The sequence below is a fragment of the Streptomyces sp. NPDC054834 genome (genome assembly GCF_053611185.1).
On record NZ_JBSGZV010000014.1, the window covers coordinates 48,050 to 62,499 of the forward strand.

15 protein-coding genes and 1 pseudogene are annotated in these 14,450 nt (G+C 70.5%); 5 read left to right on the forward strand and 11 right to left on the reverse strand.

The features are described 5' to 3' along the window. Positions 1–6: 6 nt before the first annotated feature. Positions 7–3,201, reverse strand: a complete 3,195-nt coding sequence (locus ACWGJM_RS20165) for an amino acid adenylation domain-containing protein (RefSeq protein ID WP_453413043.1) — start codon at positions 3,199–3,201, stop codon at positions 7–9. A gap of 536 nt (positions 3,202–3,737) precedes the next feature. On the opposite strand from ACWGJM_RS20165, the gene ACWGJM_RS20170 reads away from it, so the two are divergent. Continuing rightward, a complete protein-coding gene (locus tag ACWGJM_RS20170) occupies positions 3,738–4,784 on the forward strand; it encodes a hypothetical protein (protein ID WP_453413044.1) in 1,047 nt (348 codons plus the stop codon). A gap of 46 nt (positions 4,785–4,830) precedes the next feature. Here ACWGJM_RS20170 and ACWGJM_RS20175 read toward each other — a convergent pair whose 3' ends face one another. Then, positions 4,831–5,682, reverse strand: a complete 852-nt coding sequence (locus tag ACWGJM_RS20175; protein ID WP_453413045.1) for an alpha/beta fold hydrolase — start codon at positions 5,680–5,682, stop codon at positions 4,831–4,833. 105 nt (positions 5,683–5,787) lie between these two features. Between ACWGJM_RS20175 and ACWGJM_RS20180 the strand changes: the two genes are divergently transcribed. Beyond that, positions 5,788–6,198, forward strand: a complete 411-nt coding sequence (locus tag ACWGJM_RS20180) for a winged helix-turn-helix transcriptional regulator (RefSeq protein WP_453413046.1) — start codon at positions 5,788–5,790, stop codon at positions 6,196–6,198. A gap of 141 nt (positions 6,199–6,339) precedes the next feature. Here the strand turns inward: ACWGJM_RS20180 and ACWGJM_RS20185 are convergent, their stop codons facing one another. Continuing rightward, complete coding sequence (locus ACWGJM_RS20185; protein ID WP_453413047.1) at positions 6,340–6,615, reverse strand: NAD(P)-binding domain-containing protein; 276 nt, start codon at positions 6,613–6,615, stop codon at positions 6,340–6,342. Further along, positions 6,581–6,748: pseudogene (locus ACWGJM_RS20190) on the reverse strand (NAD(P)-binding domain-containing protein); the annotation flags it as partial. The gene ACWGJM_RS20185 and the pseudogene ACWGJM_RS20190, both read right to left, overlap by 35 nt. Before the next feature lie 115 nt (positions 6,749–6,863). Between ACWGJM_RS20190 and ACWGJM_RS20195 the strand changes: the two are divergent. Further along, complete coding sequence (locus ACWGJM_RS20195) at positions 6,864–7,415, forward strand: AAA family ATPase (protein WP_453413048.1); 552 nt, start codon at positions 6,864–6,866, stop codon at positions 7,413–7,415. Between the two features lie 27 nt (positions 7,416–7,442). Here the strand turns inward: ACWGJM_RS20195 and ACWGJM_RS20200 are convergent, their stop codons facing one another. Both ACWGJM_RS20200 and ACWGJM_RS20205 read right to left on the reverse strand, forming a co-directional pair. After that, positions 7,443–7,574, reverse strand: a complete 132-nt coding sequence (locus ACWGJM_RS20200; protein ID WP_453413049.1) for a hypothetical protein — start codon at positions 7,572–7,574, stop codon at positions 7,443–7,445. Between the two features lie 25 nt (positions 7,575–7,599). Further along, entirely contained in the window at positions 7,600–8,502 is a 903-nt protein-coding gene (locus tag ACWGJM_RS20205) for an EamA family transporter (RefSeq protein WP_453413182.1), read from the reverse strand. A 264-nt stretch (positions 8,503–8,766) separates the two neighbouring features. Between ACWGJM_RS20205 and ACWGJM_RS20210 the strand changes: the two genes are divergently transcribed. Further along, entirely contained in the window at positions 8,767–9,303 is a 537-nt protein-coding gene (locus ACWGJM_RS20210; RefSeq protein ID WP_453413050.1) for a hypothetical protein, read from the forward strand. A 16-nt stretch (positions 9,304–9,319) separates the two neighbouring features. Here the strand turns inward: ACWGJM_RS20210 and ACWGJM_RS20215 are convergent, their stop codons facing one another. Then, positions 9,320–9,538: a hypothetical protein gene (locus ACWGJM_RS20215; protein WP_453413051.1), complete on the reverse strand. Its 219-nt coding sequence runs from the start codon at positions 9,536–9,538 to the stop codon at positions 9,320–9,322. A gap of 377 nt (positions 9,539–9,915) precedes the next feature. Between ACWGJM_RS20215 and ACWGJM_RS20220 the strand changes: the two genes are divergently transcribed. Then, a complete protein-coding gene (locus tag ACWGJM_RS20220) occupies positions 9,916–10,503 on the forward strand; it encodes a hypothetical protein (RefSeq protein ID WP_453413052.1) in 588 nt (195 codons plus the stop codon). Positions 10,504–10,604: 101 nt separating this feature from the next. Here ACWGJM_RS20220 and ACWGJM_RS20225 read toward each other — a convergent pair whose 3' ends face one another. The 4 genes from ACWGJM_RS20225 to ACWGJM_RS20240 all read right to left on the reverse strand — a co-directional run bounded on the left by ACWGJM_RS20225 (position 10,605) and on the right by ACWGJM_RS20240 (position 14,342). Then, positions 10,605–11,030 (reverse strand): DUF5959 family protein, encoded by a 426-nt coding sequence (locus tag ACWGJM_RS20225; RefSeq protein ID WP_453413053.1) that lies wholly within the window; start codon positions 11,028–11,030, stop codon positions 10,605–10,607. A gap of 72 nt (positions 11,031–11,102) precedes the next feature. After that, a complete protein-coding gene (locus ACWGJM_RS20230) occupies positions 11,103–12,005 on the reverse strand; it encodes a bifunctional helix-turn-helix transcriptional regulator/GNAT family N-acetyltransferase (RefSeq protein ID WP_453413054.1) in 903 nt (300 codons plus the stop codon). A gap of 274 nt (positions 12,006–12,279) precedes the next feature. Continuing rightward, entirely contained in the window at positions 12,280–13,278 is a 999-nt protein-coding gene (gap, locus tag ACWGJM_RS20235; RefSeq protein ID WP_453413055.1) for a type I glyceraldehyde-3-phosphate dehydrogenase, read from the reverse strand. Between the two features lie 107 nt (positions 13,279–13,385). Then, positions 13,386–14,342, reverse strand: coding sequence for a GlxA family transcriptional regulator (locus ACWGJM_RS20240; protein WP_453413056.1), 957 nt, complete (start codon positions 14,340–14,342; stop codon positions 13,386–13,388). Positions 14,343–14,450 lie beyond the last annotated feature (108 nt).

The window sequence follows — 14,450 nt, forward strand, 5'->3', positions numbered from 1 at the left end:
GGGCACTCAGGCGAGGGAGTAGTCCCAGACCGGACGGTCCGGAGCGGACAGCGCCTGGTCGGCGAGGGCCGCGAGTTGCCGTGCCATCGCCTCGCTCCGCGCCGGGCCGAACATCTCGGCGGGATGGACGAGCCGGGCCGCGAGATCGGCCTCGGCCGGGAACACCTCGAGCTTCAGTTCGTAGTGCGTCTGGCTGGGCTGCACCTGGACCACGCTGACCTCGCCGGCCTCGGCGGAGGACCGCCACGACGGGATGTTCTGCACCACCAGCAGGTTCTGGAAGAGCGGCAGGCTGCTCGCCTGCCGGTCCACACCGAGGTCGGCGACGATACGGTCGATGGGCACCCGGGCATGCCGGTGTCCGAGCAGGGTCGATTCCCGTGCCTGCCGCAGCACGTCCCGGAAGGTCGCGTCTTCGTCGAGTCGCAGCCGGTGCGGCACCGTGGTCACGAAGCAGCCCAGCATCGTGCGCGTCCAGTCCGGCGTCCGGTTGGCGCTGGGCGAGGCGACGACGAGGTCCTCCTGGTCGGCGAGCCTGGCCAGCCAGAGGCCGAAGACGGCCAGCAGCGCCATGTGTCCGGTGACCCGCTCGCGTCGGCAGAAGGCGCCGAGACGCTCGCTCATCCCCTCGCTCCAGGTGACGGGCTGGACGGCGGCCGGGGCGCTCAGCCGCTGGGGGCGCGGCCGGTCGGCCGGCAGGGCGATCCGCGGGGGTGCGTCCGCGAGCTGCCGGCGCCAGTGGGCGCGGGAAGCCTCCAGCTCCGCCCGGGCCCGTTCGTGCCGCGACTCCTCGTGCAGCCAGGCCGCGTGGTCGAGGAGCTGCGGCCGGCCGTCGGGAGCCGCCGACGGCAGTCCCCGCGCGATCCGCGCCCAGTCGTCCGCGAACTCCCGGGCGAGCAGGGACCAGGACCAGCCGTCGGTGGCGATGTGATGAAGCGTCAGGACCAGCAGATGATCGTCGGGGGCGAAACGGATCAGCCGCACCCTGACCGGTGGCCCGGCCGCGAGGTCGAAGGGTGCCGCCCCGGCCTCGGCCACCAGGCGCCGTACCGCCTCGTCCCGGTCCGCCGGGCCGAGACCCGGCAGCTCCTCGGCCTCGGGCAGCGGATCGTCGACGGGCGCCTCGACCACGGCCAGCGGGCTGCCGTCCCGCTCCGGATAACGGGTGCGCAGCACATCGTGCCGGGCGAGCAGCGCGGCGAGGCAGCGGCGCAGGTCCGCCGGTTCCGCGGCTCCGCGCAGGCGCAGTCCGGTGGGGACGTTCATCGCGGTGCTGGTGGGTTCCAGGCTCTGGAGGAACCACATCCGTTCCTGGACGGGCGCCGGCCGCAGGGGCCTGGAGGTGTCCACGCGCGGCAGTTCGTCCCGGCGGGAACCGGCACCCGCCTCCGCCACGGCCTGGCGCAGCCCTTCCAGGGTGGGCTCGCGGAAGAACCGGTCCAGCGGTATCTCGGCTCCCAGTTCGTCGCGTACGGCGGCCAGCAGGGCCAGCGCCTGGAGCGAGCTGCCGCTGGTGGCGAAGAAGTCCCGGTCGGGGGCCACGCCCTGCCCGAGCACCCGGTTCCACAGGGCGAGCAGCCGGTCGTCCGGTTCGGCGCCGGGCTCCCCGGCCGCCTCCCCCTGCGGTGGGGGCCAGGGCAGCGCGGCCCGGTCCGTCTTGCCGTGTGCGGTCAGCGGCAGGGAGTGCAGGGGCACGAGCACGGCCGGAACCAGCGCGGGGGGCAGGGTGCGGCGCAGCAGGGCGTTCCACCGCTCGGGCAGGCCGGCGTCCACCCGTTCGCCGGCCACCGGATAGCCGACGAGCAGAGCGGTGCCCGAGCCGCTGTGCCGCACCGCGGCGGCCGCCTGGGAGACGCCGGGCAGTCCGGCCAGCGCGGCCTCCACCTCGCCCAGCTCGATCCGCACGCCCCCGATCTTGACCTGGTCGTCCTGGCGTCCGTGGTACTCCAGTACTCCGTCGGGCCGGCGGCAGGTCAGGTCGCCCGTCCGGTACAGCCGGGCGCCGGGCTCGCCGCTGTACGGGTCGCGGGGGAAGCGGTCCGCGGTCAGGTCGGGCCGGTTCAGGTAGCCCCGGGCGACCTGGACGCCGCCGACGCACAGCTCACCGAGCTCGCCGTCCGGCACGCGGTGCAGCCGCTCGTCCAGCACATGCAGTTCGACGCCCGAGATCGGACGGCCGATGGGCACCGGCGCGTCGGCCGGGTCGTCCGGCCGGCACTGCCAGTGCGTCACGTCCACGGCGGCCTCCGTCGGCCCGTAGAGATTGTGCAGCTCGACGCCGGGCAGGGCGGCGAAGAAGGCGCATCGCAGCCCCGGTGTGAGCGCCTCGCCGCTACAGAGCACCCGGCGCAGCCGGGGACCCACGTCCACTTCGCTGAGCCGCAGCAGCTCGGCGAGCATGCTGGGCACGAAGTGCACCGTGGTCACGCCGTGGTCCCGGATCTGCCGGGCCAGGGCCCGGGGGTCGCGGTGTATTCCGGCAGCGGCCATGACCAGCGTGGCGCCGGTCATCATCGGCCAGAAGAACTCCCAGACCGACACGTCGAAGGTGTACGGGGTCTTCTGCAGCACGGTGTCGCCGGGCCCGAGCAGGAAGGCGTCCTGCATCCAGCCCAGCCGGTTGACGATGGCCCGGTGCTCGGTCAGCACGCCTTTCGGCCGCCCGGTGGAGCCGGAGGTGTACAGCAGGTAGGCGAGGTCGTGGCCGGCCGCGCCGTCCAGTCCGGTGTCGCCCACAGCCGGTGCCCCGGCCTGCCCCGGCGCTTCCGGACCGACCAGCGGCACACCCGACTCGGCGAGCATCGACCCGGCACCTCCCGGCTCGGTCACGACCGCGACCGGGTGGGCGTCGTCGAGCAGCATGCGCAGCCGGGCGGGCGGGTCGTCCAGGGACAGCGGGAGGTACGCGGCTCCGGAACGCACGACCGCGAGCACGGCGACGGCCAGGGACACGGACCGCTCCAGGCGCAGGGCGACGATGCGGTCCGGTCCGGCGCCGAGGGCCCGCAGCCGGCGGGCCAGCGACGCGGAGGCCCTCTCCAGCTCGGCATAGGTGAGCGTATGGTCCCCGTCCGCCACGGCCGGCAGTCCAGGGGTGCGCCGGCACTGCGCCACCACCAGATCGGCGAGGGAACGCGGACCGGTCACCGGGTCGGCGACGATTCCAGCGGCGAAAGGAGGTTGACGAAGCTCAGCGGTCATCAATAGTACCTCTCGAGGGAATTCCGCGGGTACGACCGGGTCGGCACAGGGGGCTCGTTCCGACACCCCGTTCTCGTCGCCATGGACAATGCCGGGAACCTAGCATCGAATTTCCGGACCAGTGGTTCCCGTCGAGCTCTTCTCGACCGTCTCTGGAGGCGCTTGATTCCCTCCACTCCTCCCCGCCTCGCAGATCCCGCGGGCAACAGCAGGCGCCGCACGGCCGACCAGCGGCTTTACCACTCACCGATCTGTACCACCACCGCCGGACGCTCGCGGCCCGCTACAGGAACGCTCGAGCGCGCGCCCCCCGAACATTGACCCATTACCGCACCCGGCCGTTGTATGAGCACTCATGAGCCGGATTACGCAAGTTCTTCGGATGGACTCCTCAGGAATTCGTCGCGCACCGTGCAAAGCGAACGTGTTCCATGGCTGACCGCTCAGCAGGAAGCCCGGGAAGTACGGGAAGTGCCGCCACGAAATTCCCGGAATGCGGTGCGATCCCTGCGCCCGTCCCCTGGCGGTTCTGGACGGTGTGCCCGTCGCACGGCACGGCGTTCGCCGGAGAGCACCCGGCCGACGGCGCGGACTACCTCCGCATCCTGGACGAGCACTGTTCCTGGGCGGAGAGACTGGGCGCCGACGCCATGCTCGTCTACGACTTCTGGCAGGCCCTCGATCCCTGGACGGCCGCCCAGGAGGTGCTGGCGCGCAGTCGTACCCTGGAACCGGTCGTGGCGGTCACCGCTCCGCTGTCTCAGCCGGCGATGGTGGCACGCCACGTGTCCTCGCTGTCCTATCTCCACGGCAGAGCCGTCCACCTCAATGTCGTCGCCGGGGCCCGAGGAGCAGACCTCACCCTCCTCGGCGCGGATACGACGCCCGCCGCCGAACGGCAGCGCCGCTGCGCCGAGTTCGCCGCCTGCGTGCGGGCGGTACTGTCCGGCCGCACGCACCGCTCTGCCCGGTACACCGTCGCCGCCCCGTCTCCCGGCCCGCTGCCGGGCGAGCAGCCACGTATCTACGCACCGGCCTCGACGTCCCCCGGGTTCGACGCTCTCGCACCCCTGTTGGACGCCTGCCTGCTGATGGCCAAGCCGTACGAGCAACTGGCCCGGGAAATCCGAGGGTTGGAGCAGCAGGGCGTGACCGGGGGAGTGGCGTTGATCGTCGGCATCGTGGCACGCGAAACGTCCCAGGAGGCGCGGGAAGCGGCCGTCGCCGACTACGGAGGCACCCGCCGGGACGCGCTGCTGCGCAAACTCTTCGCCGAGGGCCTGACGTCGACACAGCACCGGGCGACGCTCGACCTGGCGGAGGACGCCGACTGGCACGACGACTGCCTCTGGTACGGCGCCGGGCGCGTGGGTATCGACACACCCAAGCTGGTCGGCGACTACCGCGAGGTGGCCGACGCCCTGCTGCGTCTGGGGGACTTGGGCATGACCACGCTCGTGGTCGACCTGCCGGCCGACCTGGCGGAGTACGCCCACGTGGCCCGCGTGCTGGAAGTGGCCGGGAGCATCGCGGAAACGGGGCGACGTCGGCCTCAACGGGCCGGCGGCGTCCGGGCCGGCTGATCAGCCCGGCTCTCAGGACGTCGCCCGCCGCGGGAGCGAGAACGGCTCACGGACGTCCGCTCATCTGGTGACCGGCCAGGAAGGGGCGAAGAAGGCCGAGCAGGGCATCGGGGCGGTGCAGCGGGATGATGTGGCCGCAGTCTTCAAGGAGATGACCGGTGAGGTCGTCGGCGATCGGACGGAGCTGGCGTTCCAGCGCCGTACCGACAGGGTGCGAACCGATGGCCATCGCGGGCATCGTCAACCGTGTGGCGGCGACCGCCTGCTCGATCTGCGCGGCACTTTCGGGCAGGGCCCGGTAGTACGCGAACGCGCAGCGCAGGGCCTCACGTCCGGTGTAGGCGGCGACGAACGCGTCCCGCGCCGGCGCGGGCAAGCCGGAGCCGAGGGTGCCCGCATCGAGGAACCAGTCGATGTAGGCGGCCTCATTGCCCTCCAGCACGGTTTCCGCGAAGCCCGGAACGGCGTGGAAGCCGAACCACCACGGAGCGCCGCCGGCGAGGAAGTCCTCGGCGCCGGGCAGGCGGCCGACCAGGGCCTCCATGACGACGAGCCGCCGTACCAGACCGGGACGGCGCATCGCGAGGAGGAAGGCCGGCGGGGTGCCCGCGTCGATCCCCACCACGGCGGCCGAGCGCACCCCCAACGCCTCCAGCAGGGCCGCGGCGTCCTCGGCCAGGGTCAGCGCGTCGTATCCCGTCTGGGCCCGGGTGCTCGCGCCGAGCCCGCGCAGGTCCGGGGCGATGACTCGGTAACGGTCGGACAGGTCCGCCATGACGGGGCTCCACAGCTCCCAGGTGTGGGGGAAACCGTGCAGCAGCAGGACGTCCGGCCCCGATCCGGCCATGGCCACGTTCAACTCGATGTCGTTGACAGGAATGCGGCACAGCTCAGGCATGGAGAACTCCAGCGAATAGCAGGTAACCAATGGTGACCAGCAAACGCTAGGGAACTATCCTGGACGTTCCAAGACGGCACTTTTCCATCAGGTGGTGAGCTCCAGGTGACCACGCCGAAGCGGGGCGATCTGTTCAGCCCGCTGTGCCCGACCCGGCAGCTGCTCGACCGGATCGGCACCAAATGGACCTCGCTGACGGTGAAGGTCCTGGCCGAATCAGCCCCGGCCGAGGTGCGGTTCGCGGACCTGCGGCGCCGTATCCCGGGCATCTCGCAGAAAATGCTCTCCGCCACCCTCCAGAGCCTTGTCCGCGACGGCCTGGTCGCACGCCGGGTCGAACCAACGGTGCCACCCCGTGTGCACTACCAACTCACCGCGCTGGGCCACTCCCTGGACGGCCCGCTGGATGCCCTGCGTACGTGGGCGGAGCAACACATGGCAGCAATCGAACGCAACAACCGCCGCGCCGACGGACTGCCGCAGGAGTCCGAACACCCGGACGGCGCCGGCAGATGATGGGCACAGCCCGGTGCGCAGCCCGGTGCGCAGTCCGGCGGCAGCCTGTGGGAATCCGGCTTCAGGGAGTCGCTGCGGCGAGGAACCGCGCGGAAGCGGCGTCGAGTTCGTGGGTGGCGACATGGTCGGGCAGCACGGTCATCAGCAGGTTGATGTGAGTGCGCCCGCCTCCGCCGCGGCCGAGCCACCGCTGACCGGCGCATCGATCAGCGTGATACCCCTCTCGGCACACTGCTGTTCCAGCGCGACGACGGTATCGGTCAGTACCGTCGAATGAACGGCGATGCGGCTGCCGGCTTCCGTCGCCGGGATCAGCTGGTCGGTGATCTGGAAGACATCCGCGTCGTTGAACAAGCAAATGCCGACGTGCTCGCGCCGAGCGGCCGAGCTCCGCGACGCTGACAGCGGCGCTCGCACCCCTGACGGTGTAGGCCTCGAGCACTTCGGGCCGCCGCGCCCAGACCACCAACGGCAATTCGGCATCAATGCTGCGATGCGCCATCGGTCCGCCCTGGTCGCCGAGGCCGATGAAACCGATCGTCTCGGTCACGCTCAATTAGGCAGGGCCCCGTGCTGGCGGCCACTTCTGCCGGTGACTGGGATCTGTGGCGAAAGGATTGACGATGGGCGCGGTGTCACTGGTCGTCGGTAGCGTGAGGACCGTGATGGTGGGAACCGAAGACACCCGGCTGGTTGTCCTGCGCGGCAACAGCGCCTCGGGTAAGTCGTCCGTCGCGGTTGGCCTCCGTGAGAAGTTCGGCCGCGGCCTGGCCCTGGTCGGCCAGGACAACCTGCGCCGGGTCGTGCTCCACGAGCACGACCGGCCCGGGGCCGCGAACATCGGCTTGATCGACACCGTCGCCCGCTACGCCCTGGACGCCGGATACCACGTCGTCGTGGAAGGAATCCTCTACGCCGACCGCTACGGCGACATGCTCGCCCAGCTGCGCGCCCACCACCGGGGCCTGACCCACGGCTACTACCTGGATGTTCCGCTCGATGAAACCCTCGACCGGCACGCCACCAAGCCGATCGCCGACGACGTCAGCGAGACGCAGCTGCGCGATTGGTATCGGCCGTTCGATCTGCTGCCCGGCAAAGTCGAGACCGTCATCGGCGCCGACAGCACCCTCGCTGCGACCGTCGACCGCATCATGCTCGAGACCGGACTGAAGTCCGTGTTCGAGCGGCGGGAGAACGGGCGAAAGCGGGCTTAGTGAGTTGTGCCGGATCCTCCGGATTCTTCAGTCAGGCAGTCCTCGAACGAACTCGGCCACCAGCGTCGCCACCGCTTCCGGAGTCTCCAGGATCATGGGATGCGTGGCGTCGATCCGGTTGGCGCTGAGCGTCGGCCGGGTGCGGGAGAGCGCGGCCAATGACCGCTCCTCCCGTTATGGGCGGTCAGGCCTCTGGGCGGGTGCCGCGAGCGGCGCCCGCCGATGCGGCCACCACGCACAGCACCGCGATCCACTGCGACCAGTGCAACGACTCCTGGAGCACGATGAGGCCGATGAGGGCCGCCATCGCTGGTTCGAGGCTCATCAGGATGCCGAACACGCGCGGTGGGATCTCGCGCAGTGCTTCCAGATCCAGCGAGTACGGGATCACCGACGACAACAGTGCCACGCCGAGCCCCGCAACCAGGACCCACGGCTGAATCAGCGCCGTTCCGCTGTCCGCCACGCCGAACGGCACAACCACCAGTGCCGCGACGGCCATTCCCAGAGCCAGACCATTGCCTTCCGTGGTGTGGCGGCCCAGCGCCGCGCCGACCAGGATGTACAGGCCCCAGCACGTTCCTGCGGCGAGCGCGAAGAGAAAACCGACAAGGTTGAGGTCGCCGCGTCCCTCCATCAGCAGGACCACACCGCCAGCCGCGAGCACGGCCCAGAAAGCGTCCAGCCATCGCCTCGACCCGGCCAGGGCCACCGCCAGCGGCCCGAGGAACTCGATGGTCACCGCGATCCCCAGCGGGATCCGGGCCAGCGCCAGGTAGAAGCACAGGTTCATCAAGCCGAGAATCACGCCGTAGCTCAGCACTACTGTCCACGTGCGACGACTCATGCGCAGTGACGGCCGCCACAAAAGCATCAGCACCGCCGCCGCGAACAACAGCCGCAACGCGACCGTCCCGAAGCTGCCCACTGCGCTGAACAGGTGCTTGGCCAACGCCGAGCCGACCTGAACGCTGACGATGCCGAGCAGCACCAGTGCCGTTGGCGGAATCGCGCCGAAGGTACGTCCGGCCGGCGCGGTCACGGAGGATCGGGGGAACGGGCCGCGTTCAGGCCTGTCAACGTTCATGGTGACCACGCGTGGATTCTCGACGATCGGGCGCCGCGCGTCACATGATTTTGCACGTCCGCAGCCCTGACGTGTTCCGCGGAAGGGTGTCGGAGACGGCGTAGAAAGTACCGGTGGCATTCAGGGCCAGGCCTGAACGACTTCGGAGCAGGAGCTGAGGGCGCCGAGTTTCGACGGCACTCTGCCTTCCTCGCGGGCCTTCCTCGCGGGCCGACGGGGTCGTTCGCGTGTGAGGTAGGTTCGGCCCATGGCGTGCTTCACGGAATGCCCGGTGGCCAACTGAGCGGGTGGTGGACCTACCTGGAGGATCAGACCCGCCAGGAGGTCGACGCGAACGTGCTGTACGACCGCCCGCTGATGGCGGTGAAGGCCGTGTGGGAAGCGCTGCGCCCGCTGGGGGTGGGCCTGCGCGAGGCGGAACAGGTGGTCCACGCGCGCTACGAGGTCCTCGGCGATCGTGTGAGGCACGCGCAGCCCGATCCGCTCGACGTCTCCTCACTTGCGGCCCGTGCCGCCGCCCACCCGGGCCGGGTGGCCGCGGTCGAGGCTCTCTGGGACGGCGACACCGTCCACGACTGGTTCGTACTGCTGGTCGCGGTGCTGGAGAACCCGTCCGGCGAAGGCCACCTGGCGACCGTCTACCGCCGTCCTGGCGGGCCTGCTCCGGGGAGCGCCGCCGACAAGGCAGGACGGGCCTTGGCCCACCACCTCGGAGTGCCGTTCCACTTCGCCTCCCCGGACGTCCCTGACGACGAGGCCCCACGCTGGCGGACAGTCCGGCGTCTGTCCGAAGGCCCGTGATCGGGAGGGCCGGTGATCAAGGCCGGCCACCGGGTGCCTCCGTTCTCGTGAGCAGCGACCCCGGGCCGGGCTGCCCACGGCCGCCGCCGCCCGGCTTGCCGCCCGTCGCGAGCAGGTCGGCGAGACCATCGCCAAGGCCGCCACCCGCCGTACCGTCGTGCGCGTCGAACTCTCCGCCGTCCCGCTCGTCGATGCCACCGCGGTCGATCTCGCCGTCGCACTGACCTCCAGCCACCCCAAAGACACACGACGCCCTCCGCTGCCTCACCTGACACCGCCCGACGCGCAGGATGACGCGCCCCTCCCGTCCGGCGGTACTGGGGTGTACCAGGCCACCCATGTCCTGGTGGCGGCGGCCACTGAGGACCCTGCACGCGTTCCCACCTGCGGCGCCGGCTCTCGGTCCGCCGGGTACGCCTTACCGCCTACAGCGCTTACCCGAAGGCGCGTGTCCCGGCTGTGTGAGCAGTATGCCGCCGCCCTCGCGCTGTGGGTCCGAGCGAGCACGGCGATGGTCAAGACTGCGTCATGTGGTAACAGCGGCTGAGAGCCCGGTGAGCCACCCGACGTACCAAGGGAGTACGCAGATGCCTCCCGACGAAGGGTAACTTCTTGATCCCGCAACGCATCGTCCTCGCCTCGGCCGCAGGGTTGGCGTCCGCGCTCCTGCTGGGGGCGTGCGGCGCCTCGGACGACAGCGCGTCCGGCACGAGCCCCGGCAGCGCTGCCCCGGTCGCCACGGCCGCGTCGGATCCCGCGGCCTCCGCACCGGCCAGCTCCTCACCGGCTGCCACCACACCGGCCGTCGGCGGCAACTCCGGGAGCGGACACATGGCCACCACCACCATGGTGATGGCCAAGGCGATGAAGGGCGCGGGCAGCGTGGTCACCGACGACAAGGGGATGACCCTCTACCGCTACAGCAAGGACCAGGCGACGCCCTCCAAGTGGACGTGTGCCGGTGCGTGCACACAGACGTGGATGCCCGTCATCGTGGGGGACTCCGTACAGACCTCGGGGGTTGAGAAGGGTCTTCTCGGCACGGTTCACCGGAACGGCATGAAGCAGCTCACCCTCGCCGGCTGGCCGCTGTACCGGTACGTGGGCGACACAGAGGCCGGCCAGGTGAACGGCCAGGGCCAAGGCAAGGAGTGGTACGCCGTCACCCCGTCCGGTCAGAAGTCCGCTGTAACGGGCTGACGCCCACCGCTTGATCACCGCGGGGGACCGGCCGTTCGTCGTGCAGCGGGCCGCCGTCCGGTTCGCCGAAGCGGCGGGTACCGGTCTGACGGCGGCATGCCTCATTGCATCGATCCCGACCACATTTCCAGCAGTGTCCGCAGTCGCACTCGGTGGTCTTCGATCCAGCCGTCGGGCAGTACGACGGGCACCCGCACCGTGACCATCGAGTAGGACTCATCGTCCACCACCACTTCCGGGCAGTCCCGATCGCCTGTGAGCTGGATGGAGATGGAGGGCCCACGGTCCCACTTCATCCACGCAGCGGCTTCGCCGGCGTCGAGCTCGTCCAGGGCCCCTGCCCAGGATCGCAGCTTGTGGCCGGAAAGGATCAGATTGGTCCGGCCGGCCACGAACGGTGTCTCCACGATGATCTCGGCCGCAATCCCTTGCGGCCACGACGGCTCCGGTCCGAGCACGTGGACGCGAACGCCGTTGCCCTCGTCGTCGGCGAGGACAACAAGATCCATCGGCTCGAAGTCAGCCACGAAACCCCTCTCGGTTCAAAACCCAGGAGATCCTCGCTCGCGGTCCGAGCACCCCGGGACTCCTTTGCATCGCTATCGTCCTCGCGAAACCGTGGCGATCCGCTTCTCGAACCAGTGGTGAGCGTACGGCTCGTGGTTGAAGGCGGAGACCTCCTGGAAACCCTGGGAGTGGTACAGGCTGATCGCGGCGGTGAGCGCCTTGTTGGTGTCCAGGCGTAGTACGTCACGACCGTTCTGTACGGCCCTGGCTTCCAGTTCGGTCAGGAACCGGCGACCGAGTCCGAGGCCCCGGGCGTGGGGTGCGACCCACATACGTTTGATCTCGGCCGGTGCCCCGGGCGGCAGCTTGAGACCGGCGCATCCGACGGGCTCGCCGCGCAGTCGGGCGATGAGGAACAGGCCGCGGGGCGGACGGAGTTCACCGGCGTCGGGCAGCAGACTCCGGGTGGGGTCGAAGCCGGTCTCGAAGAGCTCCCGCAGCTCGGTGTAGTAGGACCGAAGGCAGTGTCGGGCGTCCGGGTGATCGGGGTCGATGGCGTCAAGGGTGACCGTCGCGGCGGTCAGCAACCGGTCGACCTCGGCCATGGCTGCGACGAGCCCGGCGCGCTGGGCCTCGTTGAGAGGCTCCAGCAGGGAGCCGGCCAGCTCGTTGCTACGGCGATCGAGCATGGCGCGCTCGGCACGGCCGGCGTCGGTGAGCCGGACCGTGCGCACGCGTCGGTCCTCCGGTTGCGGCTCCACCGTCACCAGACCACCTGTCTCCAGGGAGCGCAGCAGCCGGCTGACGTAACCGGAGTCGAGCCCGAGACGCTCGCGCAGCCGGCGAACGTCCCGGCCCTGCTCGCCGACCTCCCACAGCAGCCGGGCCTCGCCGATCGGCCGGTCGCGGCCCAGGTAGCGGTCGTGCAGCACTCCCAAGCGTTCGGTCACGGTGCGATTGAACCGCCGGACCTTCTCGATCTGCGCCCTGTCCATTCTCTGACTCTAGTCAGAGAAGCTTGTCGGGCGCGAGCAGCGGGGCGGTCCACCTTCAGCGAGTCGCCCATCGCCGCAGCCCGCCCCTGCTGCGCGTCCGCACCTTGCGGATCCTCGGTGACCTGCATGCCGGCGCTGTCGTCGCCGGCCGGAGCCAGCCCCCTACGACCCGCCTGACGTGGATCGCTCGCTCCTGCCATTCCAGCTCGGCCGCGGCGAGCTCGCGCTGTTCCAGTAGCCCGGCCACCGATGGCGAGCGCGTCTCGGGAGCCGGTCAGCGTGTGGCGAGGAGTTCCAGCGTGTCGATCACGCGGTTGGAGAAGCCCCACTCGTTGTCGTACCAGGCGACCACCTTGACGTGGCGGCCGTCGACGCGGGTGAGGGCCGAGTCGAAGATCGACGAGGCGGGGTTGCCGATGATGTCGGACGACACGAGCGGGTCGTCGGAGTACTCGAGGATGCCGGCAAGCCGGCCCTGCGCGGCAGCGCGGTACGCGGCCAGCACGTCGTCGCGGGTCACATCGCGGGCGACGGTGGTGTTGAGTTCCACGATCGAGCCGACCGGCACCGGTACGCGGATCGAGTCGCCCGACAGCTTGCCGTCGAGGTTGGGCAGCACGAGGCCGATCGCCTTGGCGGCGCCCGTCGTGGTCGGCACGATGTTGACAGCGGCGGCACGGGCGCGGCGGGCATCGCGGTGCGGACCGTCCTGAAGATTCTGCTCCTGCGTGTAGGCGTGCACCGTGGTCATGAAGCCGTGCTCGATGCCGGCGAGTTCGTCGAGCACCGCGGCGAGCGGTGCCAGCGCGTTGGTCGTGCACGAGGCGTTCGAGACGATCGTGTGCACGACCGGGTCGTACGCCTCGGTGTTGACCCCGTACGCGAGCGTGACGTCGGCGCCGTCCGACGGCGCACTCACGAGGACCTTGTTCGCTCCCGCGTCCAGGTGGGCGCGGGCGGCCTTGGCCGACGTGAAGCGGCCTGTCGCCTCCAGCACGATGTCGACGCCGAGCTCGGCCCACGGCAGCCGCGCCGGCTCCCGCTCGGCGATCACCGTGATGCGTCGGCCGTCGACGACAAGGGCGTCCCCGTCGACGGTCACCGGACGGCCGAGCCGTCCGGCTGTCGTGTCGTAGGCGAGGAGCCGGGCGAGGGTGGCGGGCTCGGTGAGGTCGTTGACGGCGACGATCTCGAAGTCGCTGCCGCGTTCGAGCAGTGCGCGCAGCACGTTGCGCCCGATTCGACCGAATCCGTTGATGGCGATGCGAGTCATGTGTGGCGTCCTTTCGGTTCGTCACCAGCCTCGCGTGCGGAATCATGCCGTGGCCCTGGCGTGAGCGCCATGGTTCGAAAGGATCACGCCAGACGCCCGGCGGCGGGTTACTCGCCCCGGGTGAAGGTGCGCCGGTACTCGCTGGGGGTGGTGCCGAGGATGCGCTGGAAGTGCATCCGCAGATTCGCACCGGTGCCGAGACCGACGTCGTTCGCGATCTGCTCGACGCTGCGCTCCGATCGCTCGAGCAGCTCACGGGCCCGGTCGATACGGGCACGCATGACCCACTGCATCGGCGTGTACCCGGTCTCCTCGACGAAGCGTCGCGAGAACGTGCGCGGTGAGACCGCCGCGTGCTGGGCGAGGGCTTCGAGGCTGAGGGGGTCGCCGAGCCGGCGCAGGGCCCATTCGCGGGTGGCCGCGAACCGTTCGCCCAGCGGCTCGGGCACGCTGCGCGGCACGTACTGCGCCTGACCGCCGCTGCGGTACGGGGCCGCGACCAGACGCCGGGCCGCGTGGTTCGACGCGGCCACCCCGAGGTCGCCGCGCAGGATGTGCAGGCACAGGTCGATGCCCGAGGCGGCGCCGGCCGACGTCAGCACACTGCCCTCGTCGACGAACAGGACGTTCTCGTCGACGCGGACGAGCGGATGCTTCTGTGCGAGCGCCCGTGTGTAATGCCAGTGCGTCGTGGCACGCTTGCCGTCGAGCAGGCCCGTGCAGGCCAGCGCGAAGGCGCCCGTCGAGATGGCGGCAAGCCGTGTACCTCGGTCATGTGCGGCGATCAGCGCATCGACGACGGCCTGTGGCGGGTCGTCGCGGTCCGGGAAACGATAGCCGGGGACGAAGACGACGTCGGCCCACTCAAGTGCGTCGAGACCGTGGGCCACGTGGTACGCCAGGCCGTCGCCGCCGGTCACCAGCCCGGGCGCCGCGCCGCACACCCGCACCTCGTACGGCATGCTCGCCCGGGTCGTGAACACCTGCGCGGGAATGCCGACATCGAGCGGCTTCGCACCTTCGAGCACTAGGACGGCGACGCGACGCAGGCGGGAGGAAGACACGGGAAACAGGTTACGAGGACATGGGCCGGTCCGCTCGTCCTCACCGACGGCGCCGGGCATCGTGGCGTCCAGAGGTACGCGACCCCGCGCCGGTGGAGCTGGACCGCC

What these genes read in the sequence shown, in the direction of transcription:
- ACWGJM_RS20165 (WP_453413043.1), bottom strand. Translation starts at nt 3,201, where the DNA reads ATGACCGCTGAGCTTCGTCAACCTCCTTTCGCCGCTGGAATCGTCGCC.
- ACWGJM_RS20175 (WP_453413045.1), bottom strand. Translation starts at nt 5,682, where the DNA reads ATGCCTGAGCTGTGCCGCATTCCTGTCAACGACATCGAGTTGAACGTG.
- ACWGJM_RS20195 (WP_453413048.1), top strand. Translation starts at nt 6,864, where the DNA reads ATGGTGGGAACCGAAGACACCCGGCTGGTTGTCCTGCGCGGCAACAGC.
- ACWGJM_RS20205 (WP_453413182.1), bottom strand. Translation starts at nt 8,502, where the DNA reads ATGAACGTTGACAGGCCTGAACGCGGCCCGTTCCCCCGATCCTCCGTG.
- ACWGJM_RS20210 (WP_453413050.1), top strand. Translation starts at nt 8,767, where the DNA reads ATGCCCGGTGGCCAACTGAGCGGGTGGTGGACCTACCTGGAGGATCAG.
- ACWGJM_RS20230 (WP_453413054.1), bottom strand. Translation starts at nt 12,005, where the DNA reads ATGGACAGGGCGCAGATCGAGAAGGTCCGGCGGTTCAATCGCACCGTG.
- gap (WP_453413055.1), bottom strand. Translation starts at nt 13,278, where the DNA reads ATGACTCGCATCGCCATCAACGGATTCGGTCGAATCGGGCGCAACGTG.